The organism is Streptomyces sp. NPDC007863, assembly GCF_040633895.1.
Classification (GTDB): domain Bacteria; phylum Actinomycetota; class Actinomycetes; order Streptomycetales; family Streptomycetaceae; genus Streptomyces.
Window position 1 is genome coordinate 412218 of sequence record NZ_JBEYEI010000001.1, and the last position, 17138, is coordinate 429355.

Annotated in this window: 8 protein-coding genes and 1 pseudogene; 1 reads left to right on the forward strand and 8 read right to left on the reverse strand. The window is 76.8% G+C overall.

The features are described from left to right. Nucleotides 1-91 precede the first annotated feature (91 nt). The 5 genes and pseudogenes from ABZ621_RS01750 to ABZ621_RS01770 form a co-directional block, all read right to left on the reverse strand. Nucleotides 92-865, reverse strand: a complete 774-nt coding sequence (locus ABZ621_RS01750) for an SDR family NAD(P)-dependent oxidoreductase (protein WP_360599580.1) — start codon at nt 863-865, stop codon at nt 92-94. A gap of 101 nt (nt 866-966) precedes the next feature. After that, nucleotides 967-1560: pseudogene (locus tag ABZ621_RS01755) on the reverse strand (4'-phosphopantetheinyl transferase superfamily protein); the annotation flags it as partial. Further along, complete coding sequence (locus tag ABZ621_RS01760) at nt 1538-7444, reverse strand: SDR family oxidoreductase (protein WP_360599582.1); 5907 nt, start codon at nt 7442-7444, stop codon at nt 1538-1540. The pseudogene ABZ621_RS01755 and the gene ABZ621_RS01760, both read right to left, overlap by 23 nt. Continuing rightward, nucleotides 7441-8868 carry an acyltransferase domain-containing protein gene (locus tag ABZ621_RS01765; RefSeq protein ID WP_360599584.1) on the reverse strand — a complete coding sequence of 476 codons (1428 nt, stop codon included), beginning with the start codon at nt 8866-8868 and terminating at the stop codon, nt 7441-7443. The genes ABZ621_RS01760 and ABZ621_RS01765 overlap by 4 nt, the downstream gene beginning before the upstream one ends. Before the next feature lie 195 nt (nt 8869-9063). Continuing rightward, nucleotides 9064-9351 carry a hypothetical protein gene (locus ABZ621_RS01770; protein WP_360599586.1) on the reverse strand — a complete coding sequence of 96 codons (288 nt, stop codon included), beginning with the start codon at nt 9349-9351 and terminating at the stop codon, nt 9064-9066. A 92-nt stretch (nt 9352-9443) separates the two neighbouring features. Here ABZ621_RS01770 and ABZ621_RS01775 point away from each other — a divergent pair, with 92 nt between their 5' ends. Next, nucleotides 9444-9980, forward strand: a complete 537-nt coding sequence (locus ABZ621_RS01775; RefSeq protein WP_360599588.1) for a hypothetical protein — start codon at nt 9444-9446, stop codon at nt 9978-9980. 527 nt (nt 9981-10507) lie between these two features. Here ABZ621_RS01775 and ABZ621_RS01780 read toward each other — a convergent pair. From ABZ621_RS01780 to ABZ621_RS01790, 3 genes are read right to left on the reverse strand one after another with little or no spacing between them, the layout of a single operon-like run. Continuing rightward, on the reverse strand, nt 10508-12364 hold the full coding sequence (locus ABZ621_RS01780; RefSeq protein WP_360599589.1) for a hypothetical protein: 1857 nt from the start codon (nt 12362-12364) through the stop codon (nt 10508-10510). Then, nucleotides 12361-15915 carry a DUF5682 family protein gene (locus ABZ621_RS01785; RefSeq protein ID WP_360599591.1) on the reverse strand — a complete coding sequence of 1185 codons (3555 nt, stop codon included), beginning with the start codon at nt 15913-15915 and terminating at the stop codon, nt 12361-12363. The genes ABZ621_RS01780 and ABZ621_RS01785 overlap by 4 nt, the downstream gene beginning before the upstream one ends. Continuing rightward, nucleotides 15912-17069 carry an AAA family ATPase gene (locus ABZ621_RS01790; protein WP_360599593.1) on the reverse strand — a complete coding sequence of 386 codons (1158 nt, stop codon included), beginning with the start codon at nt 17067-17069 and terminating at the stop codon, nt 15912-15914. Before ABZ621_RS01790 ends, ABZ621_RS01785 begins: the two co-directional genes overlap by 4 nt. Between the last annotated feature and the right edge of the window lie 69 nt (nt 17070-17138).

Genomic DNA, 17138 nt, shown 5'->3' on the forward strand with positions numbered 1-17138 from the left:
CGCCCTCCCACACGTCACACCAGTCACTCCCGCATCGCGGGAGCGTGGCAACTGGGCCGAAAATGAACGGAGTTGGGGGTGTGGTGAGACGTCAGACCGTGGTGCCCCCGTCCACCGGGATGCAGGCCCCGGTGATGCCGGAGCCCGGGTTCGAGGCGAGGAGGAGGACGGCGGTCGCGACCTCCTCCGGCCGGGTGAGACGGCCGGTCGCGGTCCTGCCGGTGAAGTGGCGGATCAGGCCCGCGTAGTCGGTGCCCAGGACGCGCGCGGCCTTCGGGCCCTGCTCGGTGACCCAGTCGGTCTCGACGGCGCCGGGGCAGACGCAGTTCGCGGTGATGCCGTGCGGGCCCACCTCCTTGGCCAGCACCCGGGTCAGGCCGATGAGCGCGTGCTTGGCCGCCGCGTAGGCGCACAGCCCCGGGTCGGGGTCGCGCCCCTCCATGGAGGAGATGGTCACGATGCGCCCGGAGCGCTGGGGGATCAGGTGGGTCAGGGCGTGGCGGGTGGTGTAGAGGGCGGTGTCGAGGTTGAGCGCGAGGGTGCGGTGCCAGACCTCGTCCGTGATGTCGGCGACGGTGGCGAAGTCGGTGGCTCCGCCGACGTTGTTGACGACGACGTCGAGGTGGCCGTAGCGCTCCACGACGGTGTCGACGGCCCGTTCCGCGTCGGACCGGTGGGTGGCGTCCGCGCGGCAGAAGGTGACGTCGTCGCCGGCGTCGAGCGCCTCCAGCGCCCGCCGGCCGTGTCCCTCGTCCCGTCCGGTGACGACGATCCGGGCGCCGTGGTGGTGGAGGGTCCGGGCGATGGCCAGTCCGATGCCCCGGGTGCCGCCGGTGACGAGCGCGGTCCTGCCGGTGAGGTCCATGGGTTCTCCTGTTCTGGTGCGGGGTGCCGATGCCGAAGGGCGAGGGTGACGGTGTGGGGTACCCCGGGCAGCCGGAGCGGCACAAGGCGCCAGCCGCGCGGGGCGAGGTCCGTGCCGAGACGGACCACGGCAGGCCGGGGGAGCAGGGCGATCTCCACGTCCGCCAGCGCCCGCAGCAGCGGCCAGCCGAGGGCCTTCGCGACCGCCTCCTTCGCCGTCCACACCGTCAGGAAGGCGGCGAGCCGGTCAGGGGCGGGTCGCTCGGCCAGGGCGGCGCGTTCGGCGGGGCGGAGGGCGAGACTCAGAAGTGCGGCGGAGGGGAAGGCGGGCAGATGCTCGACGTCGATGCCGATCGCGATGGGGTGGGGAGGAGCGGAGGGTGTGAGGGCGGCGACCGTCACCGCGCCGCTGTGGGCCGCCGTGAGCGTGAGGGGAGGGAGACCCTGCCCCGGTGCGGGGGAGGGGCGGCCGAGGGGATCGGGAGCGAGACGGAGGGTGTCGGGGTCCCGGTTCCGGTCCCTTGGGTCGTGGGAGTGGTGGTGGGGGTGGGAGTGGTGGGGGTGGGCGGCGAGCGCGTGGCCGAGCAGCGCCCGGCCGTGACCCCGGCCCGCCGGCACCTGCCCGACGTGCCACCAGAGGTCCACCCCGCCGGGCAGGGCGCGGGACCGGGGGTCAGGCGGAGGAAGACGCGTCACGCGAGCCTCGGGGGCCGGAGGCGCCGGGCGGGGCGGCCGGTGCGGGAAGGTGCGCGAGGACCGTGGCGCGCATTCCGGTGATCTGGGCGATGACGCGCCCGTCGTCGGTGGACGCCGTACAGAGCGCGGTGGCGGGGGAGTGGTGGAGCCGGAGGCCGCCGGGATGGGCCGCGACGAGGGTGTGGTCGTCACCGGGCGCGTAGAGCGCGATGCGTTCGATGGAGTGCGGGACGGGGACGGGACGGCGCCCGTCGGGAGCCGACTGGAGGGCGGGAGTACGGGCGAGGCTGTCGAGCAGCGTGCAGGGGGTGCCGAGCCGGGGCAGCCCGGCGAGCGCCCGGACGTCCGGGCGCCAGCGCGCGGTGGCGCCCAGCGGGCCGGTGCCGCAGTCCTCGGTGGCACGGAAGGCGCCGCTGAGGAGGACCGGTGACACCGGGGAGTAGTACGGGTCGTCGACCGGCTGCGGCGAGGGGCCGACGGGGCCGTGGGGGTGCGGGACGAGGGGCGTGCCGCCGAGGTGGACGGTGGCGCGGAAGTGCTCCCGGTCCCGGGTCAGGGCGCGGCCGTCCGGGGCGAGGACGGCGGAGCGGACGGTGACGGCGACCGCGCGGGTGCCGCCGGAGTCGGTGCGGCGCGCGTCGACGCGGAAGCGGGCGGGCCGGCCGTCGGCGCGGGCCCGGACCCAGGCGCTGAACACGAGGTCGTCCACGCTGCGGACCGGCAGGCCCGGGGCAAGGACGCGGGCCGCCTGCACGGCGAGGTCGGCGAGCAGGACGCCGGGCACGGTGGGCCGGCCGTCGACGAGGTGGTCGAGCAGGAAGCCGTGGGTGTCGAGACCGAGGGCGAGGTGCCAGGTCGCCCGCTCGCCCCGGGGAGCGTCACGGCGCTCGGACGGCTCCGGCAACAGCCCCGGTACGGCGTCGGGGGCGGCGGCGGGGCTCGGGGGCGGTGCGGGACTCCGGGTGGCGGCCGGCCTCGGGGTCGGTGCGGGGACCGGGGCGGCGGCCGGACTCGGGGCCGGTGCCGGACGCGGCGTGGTGTCGGGGCCCGGGGCCGGTCGGTTCGGGGTCAGGAGGCCGGGGAAGTGTCGGGCGAAGGAACGGTGTTCGGCCTCGCCGACGAAGGTGACCAGCCGGTCCTCGCACCGGGGACGGCGGCGCAGCTCCGACAGGAAGTGGCCGACGCCCTCCGCCGTGGTCATGCGGGACAGGCGGTCGGTGCGGGCGGTGTAGGACTGGACGAGCGCCCCGGAACCGAGCCCGGTCTCGTCCCACACGGTCCAGGCGATCGTGTACTCGCCGGGAGGTCCGGCCTGGGCGGCCCCGGACAGGAAGTCGTTCGCCGGGGAGTAGTCGCTCTCGCCCGGCAGGCCCGCGACCCCGGTGACGGACCCGAAGTTGCACCACAGGCGCGGGGCGAGGACGCCGGTGAACGCGGACCGCAGATGGTGGTGGCCGTACAGCTTGACGTCACGGACGCGCCGCATGCCGGCCAGCGTCTTGCGGACGATGTCCCCGGGATGGTGCAGGCCCGCGCCGTTGACCAGCAGGTCGACGCGGCCCTCGCGGCCCCGCACGGTCTCGGCGAGGGCGTCGACGGCCTTGGCGTCGGTGAGGTCGCAGGAGTGGAAGTGGACGTGCTCCGCGCCGCACAGTTCCCGCAGCTCGCGCAGGGTCAGGGCCGACTCCCTGGCGTGCAGCAGCCGGTCGAACGAGGCGTTGATCTCGCCCACCGTCCGCCGCGGCCGGCGCTCGCGCTCCTCGCCGATGTACCGGGCGCGGGCGGCGGGCAGCTCCTCCTCCGCGGCGTCGAGCAGCGCCTCCGGGAGGTCGGCGAGCCGGCTGGACCCCACGAGGTGGACGCGGAGGGGCGTCACGCGCGCCAGACCCAGCAGACACGCCGCCGTGATGCCCCGCGCGCCGCCGGTCGCCACGACCACGGCGCCCGGGGCGAGGGGCAGCGCACCTTCCGGCGGGGGCGGCGTGTCCTCGGTGAGCCGCTGGACGTGGCGTGCCCCACCGTGGTGGCGTACGACGGGCAGGCCGTCGGCGGGCCGCGCCAGCTCGTCCTCCAGCGCGGCGAGCGCGCCGGCCGCCGCGTCGGTGTCGCCGACCACGGCGCGTACCGCGCAGCCGTCCAGCTCCCACGCGAGGGACTTCACGAAGCCGGTGAACAGATGGGCGTGGGGCGGCGGATGCCCGTCGGTGAACGGCGCCATGACCGCCACCCCGCACGTCCCGTCGGCCACGAGTCGGTCGCGGAGCCGCCGTACGGCCCAGAACGCGGCCTCCTGGAGCGCCGTCACCTCGGCGGGCGGCGGGGCGGGCCACTCCGGGGCGGCGTGCAGGTCGGCGACGACCCGCAGGTGCGCGAACCCCTCCGGAGACTCGGCGAGCACCGCGTCGACGACGGCCTGCGGATCCCGGCCGGCCTCCAGTGCCACCAGACGGACCCCGTCACCGGACGCCCGGACCGAGGGGGCGAGGCTTCCGGCGTGCCGGGAGCCGGCGATGACCAGGGTGCGGGACGGGAGGGGACGCGTACGGACGCCGGGAGCGTACGGGCCCCGCCGCTCCCAGGTCAGGGTGTGGCGCCGGGTCGGGGCCTGCGCGGCGGCCGGAACCGCTGACGGTTCGGGGGTGCCGGACGCGGCGGTGGCGACCCGGGCCAGCACGTCGACCAGATCGTCGGCGCCGCGATAGGACCAGCCGCCCCGTGGTGACACGACCTCCGGCAACTCGGCAAGCAGGCAGGGGAGTTCGGCAAGTACGGGCCAGTCGTGCGAGGCCGCCACGGACGCCCGGGTGAGCAGCAGGGTGAAGGCTCCCTCGGCCAGCCGATCGGGCTCCTCGATCCCGTACACGCGGTGGAAGAGAGGCCCACTGGCGCCGTTGACGCCGATCACCAGCGCCACGTCGAGTTCGCCGCGCCGCAGATGCGCGGAGGCGGCCCGCAGCGCGGAGCGGCCGGAGGAGCCGCCGGTGTCGAGCGTCATGGTCGGGCCGTGCAGATCGTGCGCGGCGGCGACCCGGGCCGGAATCACGTTGGGCATCAGCCCGGCCAGGGTGTCCTCGCCCGGCGCGGGGCGCGCCCCGACCGAGGCCAGCAACGCCTCCGCGGCCCGCTCCCACGCCTCCCGGTCGAGCCCCGGAGGAGCGTCGCCGCGCAGCGTCTCGGCGAGCGAGGCCGCATAGCAGCGGAGGGTGACGTCGGGTGAGCGGGCCGGGACGCCCGCGTGCGCGGCGAACACCCCGCAGTTCTCCCGGAGCCCCTCCCACCACGGGGAGCCGTCCGGCGTGGTGAGCTTCGCCACCGCCTGCAGGGCCATCAACTGGGCGCGGTCGACGGCCTCCACGGAACGCGCGGGCATGCGCACCTCGCCGAACGGCGGCGCCGGGTACGCGCTGCCGAACGAGCGCCGCCCGGCGGGCGGAAGGCCGGCCGCCAGCCGGCGGGCCACCTCCTCCCGGTCGGGCGCGCCCGGGAGGTGCGCCGACCAGGCGACCGCGACCACGGGGTCGCCGTCGACGGGTACCGGCAGGGAGGCGGGCGCGAACTCGCCGGGGCGGGGCGGATCCTGGAGAAGGAGGTGGGCGTTGGTGCCGCCGAACCCGAACGAGGACACGCCGACCGTACGGGGCCGGCCGGACGGGCGGGGCCACGGCACGGGCGTGGTCGGCACGCGCGGAGCCGCCGCGCCGACGGGACCGCCGGAGGCGGCGAGGGTGTCGGGACCGTCGATGCGGTCAGAGGAGTCGATGCCGTCGGGGTCGTCGGGGGCCTCGTACGGGGACTGCGGCGGGATCACGCTGTGGTCCAGTGCCTGGAGGGCGTGGACGACGGAGACCACGCCCGCGGTCCAACCGGTGTGCCCGACGACCGACTTGTTGGACGTGCACCAGGCGTGCGGCAACTGCTCGCGCACGACGCCGCGTTCCACCCGGTCTCCGACCGGCGTCCCCGTGGCGTGCGCCACCACCCACTCGACCCGCTCGGCCGGGATGCCGGAGACGGCGCGGGCGCGCGCCAACGCCCGCTCCTGGCCGGTGTGGTGAGGGGCGTGGACGGCGCGCCCGCGCCCGTCGGACGCCGCGCCGAACCCGGCCAGCACCCCCAGGACGCGGTCGCCGTCCGCCCGGGCCCGGTCCAGGCGCTTCAGGGCGACGAAGCCGGCGCCGTCGGAGAACAACACCCCGTCCGCGCCCTTGCCGAGCGCCCGCACCGCACCCGAGCGGCTCAGCCCCCGCAGCTGCGAGAAGAGCACGCTGTAGCGCGGCCCCAAGGAGAACACGCCGCCGCACAGGGCCACTTCGCACTCCCCGTCCAGCAGGGAGCGTGCCCCCAGATCGAGCGCGTACAGCGACGACGAACAGGCGGTGTCGACGACATGGACCGGCGTGTCGGCGGGCAGCAGCCGCGCCACGGCCCGGCGCACGGCGGCCTCCGGCAGATGGTCCGCGAGACGGCCGGCGCGAGGGTAGAGCCCGCGCAGGTGCTCCCGCAGGCGCGCGCGGAGGCTCTCGCCGCCGCCACCGGGCCAGTGCGCGGCGAGCCCTTCCGCGGCGGCCTCCACGAGCAGGCTCTCCTCGACGTGCTGGGAGCCCTCGGCCCACGCCCCGACGAAACAGGCGGCGCGGGATCCGGCGGCGGAGGCGAGGGCGGAGGCCCCGCACTGGTCGAGAGCGGTGTGCGCCCAGGCCGTCAGGAAGTCCTCGCCGTCGGGCGGCAGCGGACGGACGTACCCGGCGACCCGGCTGTAGGTCCGGTCCGGGGCGGGCCGCGCCGCCCAGAAGTGTTCGAGCGCGAACCGCTCCCGGGGCTCGGTGAACCGGGGTGCGCCCTCCACCAGCCGCTGCCACAGCATGTCCGGACCGTCCACCCCGGGCGCGACCAGACCCATGCCGACGACGGCGACGGTCCGGTCCTCGGCGACGGCGGAGGTGGTGGAAGCGGTGGAAGCGCTGAAAGCGGTGGTGGAGGTGGTGGAGGCGACGTGAGCCGGGCGGGCGGGGGCGGGGGCCGGTGCGGGTGCGGGTGCGGCGGGGGCAGGGGGCGCGGCGACGGCCGTGGGCGCCGGCCGGGGCGTGAGCATGGCCCGGCCCACCGAGAGCCCGCCGTCCGCCAGCAGACACTGTCCGGAGATCCAGCGCGACTGCGGCGAGGCCAGGAACGCCACCAGCCGGGCCAGGTCCTCCTCGGTGCCGAGACGGCCCAGCGGGGCGGCCGTGCGACAGGTCGCCCGCAGCTCCTCCGCGCCGGGGAACAGCCCGGCCGTCGGATTGTCCAGGAGACCGGCGGAGGCGGTGTTCACCCGGATGCCCTGGGGCCCGAGATCGGCGGCGAGATAGCGGGTCATCGCCTCCAGCGCGGCCTTGCACACCCCGACCAGCAGGTAGTTGTCCATGGCCAGGCCCGCGCCGATGGACGACACGTTCACGATGGCCCCGCCGCCCCGGGCGGCCATGAGCGGCGCGGCCGCCAGGGCGCACCAGCGGGCCCCGTGCAGATTGGTGTCCACGGCCCGCTGCCACTCGGTGTCGGTGAGATCGTCGTAGCGGGCGAAGACGCCGCGCGCCGCGTTGTTGACGAGGACGTCCACGCCCCCGTGCTCGTCGGCGACCGCCGCGAACAGGGCGGTGACCTGCTCGCGCTTGGCGACGCTGGCCCGTACCGCCTGGGCGCTGCCGCCGGCGTCGAGGATCGCGGTGACGGTGGCCTCCGCCGCCTCGGGGGAGTGGAAGTGGTTGACGACGACATGGGCGCCACGCCGGGCGAGCTCCCGGCTGATGGCCGCGCCCACGCCCTTGCCGCCGCCGGTGACGACCGCGACCTTCCCGTGGAGATCGGGCGCCGCCGGGACGTCGGGAACGGTCTCTCCGCTCACGCGAGCGCCTCCTTCGCGCCCGGCTCCAGCGCGGGCAGGGTGTTCAGCAGACCGGCGAGCGCGTCGAGCGTCGTGTAGCTGGTGAGGCGGGACCCGTCGGCGGGCAGCGTCCGCCCGTAACGACCGGCGGCCTGCGCGAAGAGTTCCGTCTGCTTGATCGAGTCGACGCCCAGGTCGGCCTCCAGGTCCGCGTCCCCGGTCAGCACCTCGGGCGGATACCCGAGCGCCTCGGCGTACAGCGCGCGCAGGGTCTCCACGACGGCCGCCCGGTCGGCGAGCGGGTCCGTCCCCTCCTCCTTCTCTGCCGGTCCGGCGAGCGGCTCGGCCGGCACCGAACCGCTCGACGCGTCCGTCGACGCGGCCGGCGATGTGACCTGCGAGGTGCCGTACGAGGTGACGTGCGACGTGACGGACGACGTGGCGTACGACGTAACGTGCGAGGCGCCCGCCGACGTGCCGCTCGCGGCGACACCGGCCAGGGCGTCGGCCACGGCCCGACCGCCGGCCCGCCGGCGCAGCGGCGCGATGACGCGTACGTCCGGCACCGTCGCCGCGACGAGGTCGCTGAGCACGCCACGCGGGCCGCACTCGACGAACACGTCGACCCCGTCCGCGTACAGCCGGCGCACCGCGTCGGTGAACCGGGTGGGCCGCACGAGATGGGCGGCGACCAGATCGGCCACCTCGTCGGGTCCGTCGAGGCGGCGGCCCAGGATCGCGGAGTGCACGGCGTGGCGGGGTGGAGCGGTGCGTAACGCGCCCGCCCGCCGGGCGAAGTCGGCGGCCACGGCCGCCAGCGTCCGATGGTGGAAGGCGTAGGGAACCCGGAGGGGAGTGGCGTCGATGCCCAGCTTCCCGGCCGCTTCCCGGACCCGCTCCAGCGCGGGGGAGGGGCCGGAGACCACGCACTGCCGGGGACTGTTGTCCGCCGCCACGGTGACCTCCCACTCGCCCAGGCCCGTCAGCAGCCCTTCGGCCCGGGTGACCGACACGGCGAGCGCCACCATCCCGCCGTCGACGGGCGGGCACGCGGCGAACGCCTCGTCCCGGGCGGCCACCAGGGCCATGCCCTCCTCCAGGGCGTACACACCCGCGGCGGTGAGCGCCACCAACTCCCCGAAGCTGTGCCCGATCAGGATGCGCGGCCGCACGCCGTGACGCTCCGTCAGCAGCCGGAAGAGGGCGGTCTCGGCGGCGAACAGCGCCAGGTGGAGGTCGGCGGGGCGGCTGGCCGCCAAGTCGGCCAGCGACGGCGCCCGTTCGTCGAGCAGCAGCCGCGAGGGCGCGCCCCGCCCGAGGCGTGACGCCGCCGCGTCCAGCTCTCGAAGGGTCTCGTGGACCAGTGGTTCGTCCTCGGCCAACGGGCCGAGCGCACCGGGGAGATAGGCACCCTGTCCAGGGAACATCACAGCGCAGTCCGTCACCGCGGATCCTCCGTGACACGCGAGGGAACAGCCAGGAAGGCAAGGCTCGGCACAGCGGGGAGGGGCGACGACGGGCCGGCGGACCGGCTCTCCCCACCCACTCCCCTTGTCCGTAAATGTTCTCGTCGCGTCGTATGACCTGTCACCACCCACATCGACGACAGGCCATACGCCAGTGTGAATTCCGCCCTGCGGTCAGCCGAGCCCGCGGTGCGCCGCCCACAAGCCCGCGGCGCGCCCGGCGGCCTCGGAGACCAGCGCCGCCAGCGCGGGCTCGTCGGGGACCGGGAACGACACGTACGCGCCCCGCCCGCCGGCCACCGGCCGCCCGTAGGCCTTCACGGCGAGGTGACCGTCCGGGAGGAGCCTGACGTTGAGCGTGGTCAGGGTGAACGCCTCGCCGCGCCGCGTGTCCGTCCAGCGGAGCGCCTCGGGGATCGTGACGTTGATCGCCAGTGCGCTTACTTCCAGGTCGCTGCTCATCCGCCGATCCTTTCATCCCGGACCGAACGGTCCCCTGCCGCGCCGCGTACCCTCGACGCCACGGGAACGCGGACTTGAGGAGCGGGCGAGGCGTGTCGAACTGCGAGGACGTGCACGCCGGCGAACACGGCGCCCGCGCGCGATGTCTGCCCGAGCCCTGGATGTGCCGCGTCTTCCACATCGACGGCAGCCTGAGGGACATCCGGGTCCCCGACGTGACCCGTGCCGAGTGGATCGCCGTCCTGGAGCGGCTGCGCGCGGTCGCCGACGAGACGGAGGCGGAACACCCCTACCCCCGGCTGGATCCGGTGCGGCCCCCCGTCGCCGACCTCTTCCGGGCCTGGGCGGACGAGCCGGAAGGCGAAGGGACGTCGTTCGCCTTCCGGGCGCGCTTCGGTGCCGTGTGGTTCTTCGCGCTGCCCTACGACGAGGAGGAGATCGAGTTCTCGGTCCGGCCCGACGACGTCGTCGACGGCGCGGGCGTGGCCGCCGTGCTGCGCTTCCTGACCGAGGTGGCCGAGGCGTCCGGGCGGCAGGCGCTGCTCACCGGCGAGACCGTCCGCTACGACACCGGCCTGCCGACCCTGATCGCACACGACCCCACCACCGGCCTCACCTCTCGCCTCTGAACGAAGACAAGACTGCAATTCTCGCTGTCGACCCCGGACACTCGTCACGGGGCGGAGGTCCGCGCCGCGTTCCGACGCGGCGCGCGCCCAAGCCAACCGCGTCGCCCGCGACCGGCTGATCGCCGAGGACGCGGCCCGGAACGCCCGCCGCCGGCATCCGCGTCATCGATGTCGACGGCACGCTCGACGCGGCGGCTGTGGCGGCGCAGGTGGCCGAGCACTTCGCCCCCTACCTGGGTGCGCCGCCGACCGCGTGAACGCCGGGCTCAGGCGGCTGCCTTCGGCTCGTGACCGCCAGGACCCTGCGTGGCCGGCCGCCGGGGCGGGGCCCTGAACCGATGCCCGGGGCCGAGCGCCGAGCCGTTCCTCCGGGCCAGGCCTACGCGCCAGGCACCCGAGCCGGGCCTCATCTCCACCCGCCGACCGCGCAGCCCTCCTCCCGCCAGGCGGCGAACCCTTCCCCTGGTGGTGGGCCCGACGGCCCTGGAGTGCCCGCCGGGTACGCGGGCACTCCAGGGCGCGGCACGTCAGGACCAGGAGGCCAGGACCAAGGCGCGTTCGGCGGCCTCCAGGTGGACGGCGGACGCCAGCCAGGTGCGGGCGTACGCGTCGGAGGAGGCGTCGACGAGCCGGCCGAAGGAGTCTCGCGGCCTGCGGTCGGCCTCGGCGGCCAGGCCCTCGGCGAGCTCGGCGGCCCCGGTGAGACCCGCCCGGCGCAGCGGCACCGCCAGCGCCACCCGGTCGGCGCCCCTGGCCGCTTCCGCGACGGCCCGCCGCCCGCCCGCGACTCCGGTCTCCAGGAGCCGGCGGACCCGCCACAGCGGCGCGTCCGCCAGCGGATCCGGCCCGTCCGGCACCGGTGCGGGCGCCGCCGCCCCCGCCTCGGGGCGGGGGAAGTGGTCGCCCTGGAGCCGGTCGTAGCCCAGGTCCGCGCGGCCGAGCCACTCCTCCGGCAGCCGCAGGGTGTGCGACGCGCCCGGCACCGGGGCCACCGCGAGCGGCCGGAGCGTCGCCGCCCGGTCCGGGTCGGGGCGGCCGAGGACCCGCAGCACGAGCCCGGGAAACCCGCCGATCCGCCGCAGATTGGCCGTGTGGGCGAGCTCCGGGTGCGGGTGCGCGACGCGCAGCCGCACCAGCGGACCGCCGCCGATGATCCGGGCCACCAGATGGTCCTCGGCCGCCCCGAGCACCTCCACGTCACAGCCGAGCAGCGCCGGCCCCGTACCGCCGTCCGCCTCCGCGCCCGCGGCGAGCGCGTCCGCCACCGCCTCCCGTACCGGCCGGGCGAAGAGCGCCGCCACCGGCTCCTCCGCCCAGTCCACGCCGCGCACCGGGGTCGCGCGGACGCCCCGTCCCGCACCGAGCCGCCCGTCCGCCGAGACGGTTGCGCCCGCGATCAGCAGCCCGCCGCGCGCGAGCCCGGCGTGGTCGAGCACGGCCCCGCCGAGCGCGACCGACGCCGTCCCGGCGCCCTTGGCCCGCCCGATCCCGCCCGGCCGCACGTCGGACACGGTGTGGAACGCGCCCTCGGGGCCGAGGAGATGGGTGGTCACGCCGCCGTAGCCGGTCGCGGACAGCACCGGCTCGCGGCACAGTCCCAGCACACGCAGGCTGCCGCCCTGCTCGTACGCGCGGCGGGCGCCACCGACGGCACCGGTCTCCGCCACCCCGGACGCGAGCGCGAACGCCCCGGCGAGCAGCTCCCGGAACGCGGCCGTCAGGTCCGACAACCGCTGCCCCCTGCCCTGCTCACGCGCGCTCCGCAGTCCCCGTACGACTCTGAGCGCGGCGGCCTCCGCCCGTGGCAGCCCCGCCAGCCGCGCCGTGTGCGCGGCGCGCAGCAGCTCGGCCTGGACGACCGTCCCGCCCGCGGTGACCCCGGCGGCGAGGGCCTCGGCCGCGGCCTGCCAGAGGGCGGCGCCGGCACGGTGCTGGGCGGGCGTGAGGGACGCCGTCACGACATCCTCGACGGAGGCGGATGCGGAGGCGGGTGCCGCCCGCGGTGCGTCCTCCTGCCCGGCGGCGACCGGTGACGGCACCTCCGCCGTAGCCTCCGGGGCCTGCGCCTCCACCGGCGGCAACGCGTCCGCGTCCGCGATCGGCGCCGCGCCCAGGACGGCCGCGCGGTGCAGACAGCGCGGCGCCAGGAGACAGCTGCACACCGCCTGCCCGGACTCCGTCACCGCGCCCGACGGTCCCGGGGCGAGCGTGACGAGGGTGTCCTCGCCGAACCGCACCTCCACGGTGCCGTCGGCTCCCTCCGTCGCCTTCCCGGCGCACTCGGCGACGGCGGCGTCGAGCTTCTTGCGGAGCCGCGCGGTCAGCGCCTCGACGGCCTCGGCGAGGACCTCGGGGGCGACGGGCGGCAGGGCTGCGGTGCTCAACGGGCTTCTCCACGGAGGCGGTCGCCGACCCAGCGGGCCAGGGCGAGCGGGCTGAGGGCGGCCACCGGCATACCGGCGGCGACGAGTCGGCGCGCCACCGGCACCGAGTAGCGGGGCGCCCCCGCGTCGTCGAGCGCGGCGCAGCCGAGCAGGTGTGCCCCGGACGACGCCAGCGCGCGGACCTCCCCGAGGAGGCCGGAGAGCGGCGCGCCCTCTTCGAAGTCGCTGACCACGACGACGAGCGTGCGACTGGGCACCGTGATGAGCGTACGGGCGTGCGCGAGGCCCGCCGCGATGTGCGTACCGCCGCCGACCCGCACCTCCAGGAGCAGCGACAGCGGATCCTCGACCCGGTCGGTCAGGTCCACCACCTGCGTGGAGAACGCCAGGAAGTGCGTGGACAGGGTCGGTACGCCGCCCAGCACGGCGGCGGTCAGGGCCGACCACACGACCGACGCCTCCATCGAGCCGGAGACGTCGACCACCAGGATCAGCCGCCAGTCCGCCTCCTTGCCCGCGCGGGTGCCGAACACCGGGCGCTCCGGGACCACCACGACCCGCCCGTCGGCCAGGCGCCGGGTGTGCGCCAGGTTCGCCCGCAGGGTGCGGGCGAGATCGAGGCGGCCCCCGGGCCGCCGGGTGGGCCGGGGCGAGGAAAGGCCGGACAGGGCGGGACGCACCCGGGTCGCCAGCTCCTTCGACAACTCGTCGACCAGCCGTTTCACCAGTGGCCGCAGCCGCGCGAGCTGGGCCTCGGGCATGCCCCCGGCCAGCGAGAGCACGGAGGAGAGCAGCTCCACCGACGGGCGCACGGCCGCCGGGTCCAGCTGGGTCAGCACATCGTGCCGTCCCGCGTCGGCGGCGTCCGCGAGGACCTCCTCACGGACGTCGGCGCCGAACAGCGCCTCCAGCTCCTCCGCCCACTCCCGGGCCGTCGGGAACGACGCCTCCTGCCCGCCGCCCTGCCCGCCCGCGCCCCCGTCGAGCCCTTCGGAACCCTCGCCGCGCCCGTGGCCGTACAGCTCGTCCAGCGCCTGGGCGTACCGGCGGGACCGCCCGCTCAGCCTGTCCGTGTGCCGGCCGAGCAGCAGCCGCCACCGGTCGGCGGTCCCGATCCGGTGTTCCGGCACGGGCAGCAACCCGCCCGCCGGCACGGGAGCCGACTCGACGGTCCCCGCCGGTACGGAAGCCGTCTCCACCGCGGTCGCCGCCGGTTCGGGAGCGGCTCCCGGGCCGGGCAGCGCCAGCGACTTGAGCGCGGCCGCTCCGGCCGCGTCCGCCGCCGCCCACAGCGCGAGGAGCTCGGCCGGGGCGTCCAGCGACAGGTCGAGGCGGTCCCCGAGCCGTTCGGTGACCGTGGTCAGCAACCGCTCGCGGGCCGCCGGGGACAGCGCGTCGAAGCCTCCCCGCAGGGCCGGCAGACGGTCGAGGAACTCCTGGTCGGCCAGCGTGTCGACCCGGTCGAGGAGTGGGGAGAGGGCGTCGGGCGACAACTGGAGCAGCGGCCCGGCGGCGGTGAGCAGCCCGGCCAGCCGCTTCGCCAGCGCACGGCGGGCGTCCGGTCCCGAGGCGCCGTCGATCCATCCCGCCGCCCGCTCCCCGAGCCCGGCGGCCGGGTCGAGGTCCACCAGGACGCGGACCGCGAGCGCCGCGCCCTGCACGAGGGGCGAACCGTCCGCCGCCAGCTCGGCCAGCGCCCGGTCCATCCGCAGACCCAGCTGCCGCGCCGCCGCCCGGTCGGCGAGCGCCACGAGGGCGGCGGCGTCCGCGGGCGCGTCGCTTCCGGCGAGACCGGGCAGCGCGCGGACGGCGGTGTCGAGCAGGTCACCGGCCAGCACTCCGGCGGCGGTACTCGTCTCCTCCGTGGTGCCGGGATAGTGACCGCGCCGCAGCCCCTCCAACAGGTCCAGGGCGTCGAGGAGTTCCGGGAGCCCCGCACTCTCGGGCAGCACCTCCGCGGCCTCCCGCAGCCGGTCCCCGACCAGCTCGGGCAGGTCGCAGCGGGCCGCCGCGGCGAGCCCGGCGAGCACCTGCCCCGGCGTCGGCCCGCCCTCGGCCGCCGCGCGCCGCGCCGTCTCGGCCAGCGTGCCGGCGGCCGCCTGCGCGGCCGTCACCCCGCGCACCCCGGCGAGATCGAGCCGCGCGGGCACCGACGGCGTCCACGTCAGACGCCACTTGGTGCCCAGGGCCGTACCGTCCCCCGTCGAGGCCACGGCCACCGGCTCCCCGTACGAGGCGCCGATGACGAAAAGCCGCTGGAGCAGCACCTCACGGCGCCCGTCCAGCTTCGACCGCAGCGGATCGAGCCGCACCTCGCGCGGCTCCGGCTCGTCCGGACGCGGCAGCCGGAGCCGCGCCAGCTCCTCCTCCACGGACGGGCCGAGCCCGGAGCGCGGCGCGTGCGGCGTGAGCCGTCCCCGCACTGTGCCCACGAAGACCGCCTCCAGGGCGCGGGCCAGCGCCCGCCCACGCCCCAGCGGCTCGCCCTGCCCGAGCACCGTGGTGACGGCCTCCAGGAGCTCCCCGCGCCCCGGCGCGGGCAGCCCGCGCAGCGCCGCCAGGTCGCAGGCGTGCCGCAGCGCCTCGGCCGCCTCGCCGGTACCGGCCGTGTGGCCCGCCCGGCGCAGCTCCCGGCACAGCCCCGTCAGCGAGGCGGCGGCCGCCTCCCGCAGCCGCTCCGGCACACCGCCCGCCTCGAACACCGCCTGCTGCCACCGGGGGTCCCTGATCCCCGCCGGGTAGCCCGACCGCGCGTCGAGCAGATCGAAGGAGTACGGAACGAACGAGGTGACCGTCGCCTCGCCCGGCCCAGCCTCCACGACGGGGGCGGGGCCGGACGCGGCCCGGTCCTCCGCCCGGTCCGTCTCCGGGTCCTCCGCGAGCAGCGCCGGGGCGTGGAAGGCGCCGATCACGGCCGCGACCCGCCGCCCGCCCGCGCCCGCCTCGGCGATCACCCGGCGCATCCGGGCCTCACGGGCCAGGTCGGTCGCGGGAACCTCGGCGTCGGCGCGCAGCGCCCAGCCCACGCCGAGTGCGGCCCGCCGCACCGCCTCGGGCGCGCACCCGGGGGCCGGCACCTCGACGGCGCGGTCCCACAGGTCGTCGCCGTCCCGGCCGGTCCCTGCGGCCGTCAGCGCGTCGGCGAACAGCCGCCGCCGGGCGCCGGTCGGTCCGGCGGGCTCCCGCTCCGCCGACCAGCCGGGGTCGCCGAGGGGCAGGTCGCAGCAGACGACCTCGGCGCCCCGGGCCCGCGCCCAGCGCACCGCCGCCAGCTCCGGCGAGAAGTCGGCGAACGGGTAGAACGCCAGCCGCCCGCCCTCGCCCGTCCCGGCCAGCGCCACCGGCGCGACGGTCTCGGGGTCGGCGAGGTGCCCCAGCCACGCCTGGAAGTCGGCGGGCAGCTCCACACAGACGACCTCGGCGTCCGCCGCGTCGAGCAGTGCGGGCACCACGGCGGCCAGCGCCGGGCTGTGGTGCCGCACACCGAGCAGGTACGGCGCGCGCGACGCGGCCAGCGCGTCGACGGCCGACCTCGGGTCGGGGACGGTCACTTCAGGCTCCCGCGCAGGTCCCAGAGGCGGCGCCACATGGCCGAACCGGTCTCCGCGCGGCGGCGCACCGGCCCGTCCCAGTAGCCGAGCAGCCGGGCGTGGTCGGCGGGGTCGTCCTTGCGGACGACGCCGAGGAGGTGCCCCGGCAGCAGGTCGAGGACGTCCCCGGCGGGCAGGTACGCCGCCGAGAGCCCCAGCGCCGCCGCCACCTGCACCGCCTCGGCGGTCGACATCACCGTGCCGGGCCGCTCCACGTCCCAGCCCTCCGTCGACCGGCCCGAACGCAGATCGCGGAAGACCGTGACGAGCGCGTCCAGGACGGCGTCGTCGACGGAGAACTCCGCCCCCGCCCGCCGCACCGCCGCCACGGCCTGACGCCGGATCAGCGTCGCCTCCGCGTCCGCGTCCGCGATCGGGTCCACGGTCTCGAAGTTGAAGCGGCGCTTGAGCGCCGCCGACATCTCCGAGACGCCCCGGTCCCGGAGGTTGGCCGTCGCGATCACGGTGAAGCCGGGCGCGGCGCTCACCACGGCGTCCTCGGTGGCGGTCAGCTCGGGGACGGTGAGGCGACGGTCCGACAGCAGCGACACGAGGGCGTCCTGCACCTCGGGCAGACAGCGGGTGATCTCCTCGACCCGCACGACCCGGCCGGTACGCATGGCGGACAGCACGGGGGAGTCGACCAGGGCCTGCGGAGTGGGGCCCTGGGCGAGCAGCAGGGCGTAGTTCCACCCGTACCGGAAGGCGTCCTCGGTGGTGCCGGCGGTGCCCTGGACGGTGAGGGCGCTGGTGCCGCAGACGGCCGCGGCGAGCAGCTCGGACAGCATCGACTTGGCCGTGCCCGGCTCGCCGGTCAGCAGCAGACCGCGCTCACCGGCCAGGGTCACGACGCAGCGCTCCACCAGCGCCCGCTCGCCGACGAACTTCGGGCCGATCTCCAGCTTCGCCGGCAGCCCCTCGCGCCGCTCGGGCAGGACGAGTTGGACGCCGGCGCTGCCGCAGACGAAGGTGACGACGGCCCGCGGGGTGAGCGCCCAGCCCGGCGGACGCGGACCCGGGTCCTGCGCGGCGAGGAAGGCGAGCTCGGCGGCGTACCGCTCCTCGGCGGGCCGGACCTGCCGGGCGGGAGCGGACTGTTCGGTGGTGACGGTCATGCGCGGTTCCTTCGGAAGATCGCTGGGGAGAGGGACGAACGGTGTACGGAGGGGGCCCGGGGCCGGGCC

Bases quoted from the DNA above. Each gene is read 5' to 3' on its own strand.
- ABZ621_RS01750 (WP_360599580.1), bottom strand. From the start codon at position 865: ATGGACCTCACCGGCAGGACCGCGCTCGTCACCGGCGGCACCCGGGGC.
- ABZ621_RS01770 (WP_360599586.1), bottom strand. From the start codon at position 9,351: ATGAGCAGCGACCTGGAAGTAAGCGCACTGGCGATCAACGTCACGATC.
- ABZ621_RS01790 (WP_360599593.1), bottom strand. From the start codon at position 17,069: ATGACCGTCACCACCGAACAGTCCGCTCCCGCCCGGCAGGTCCGGCCC.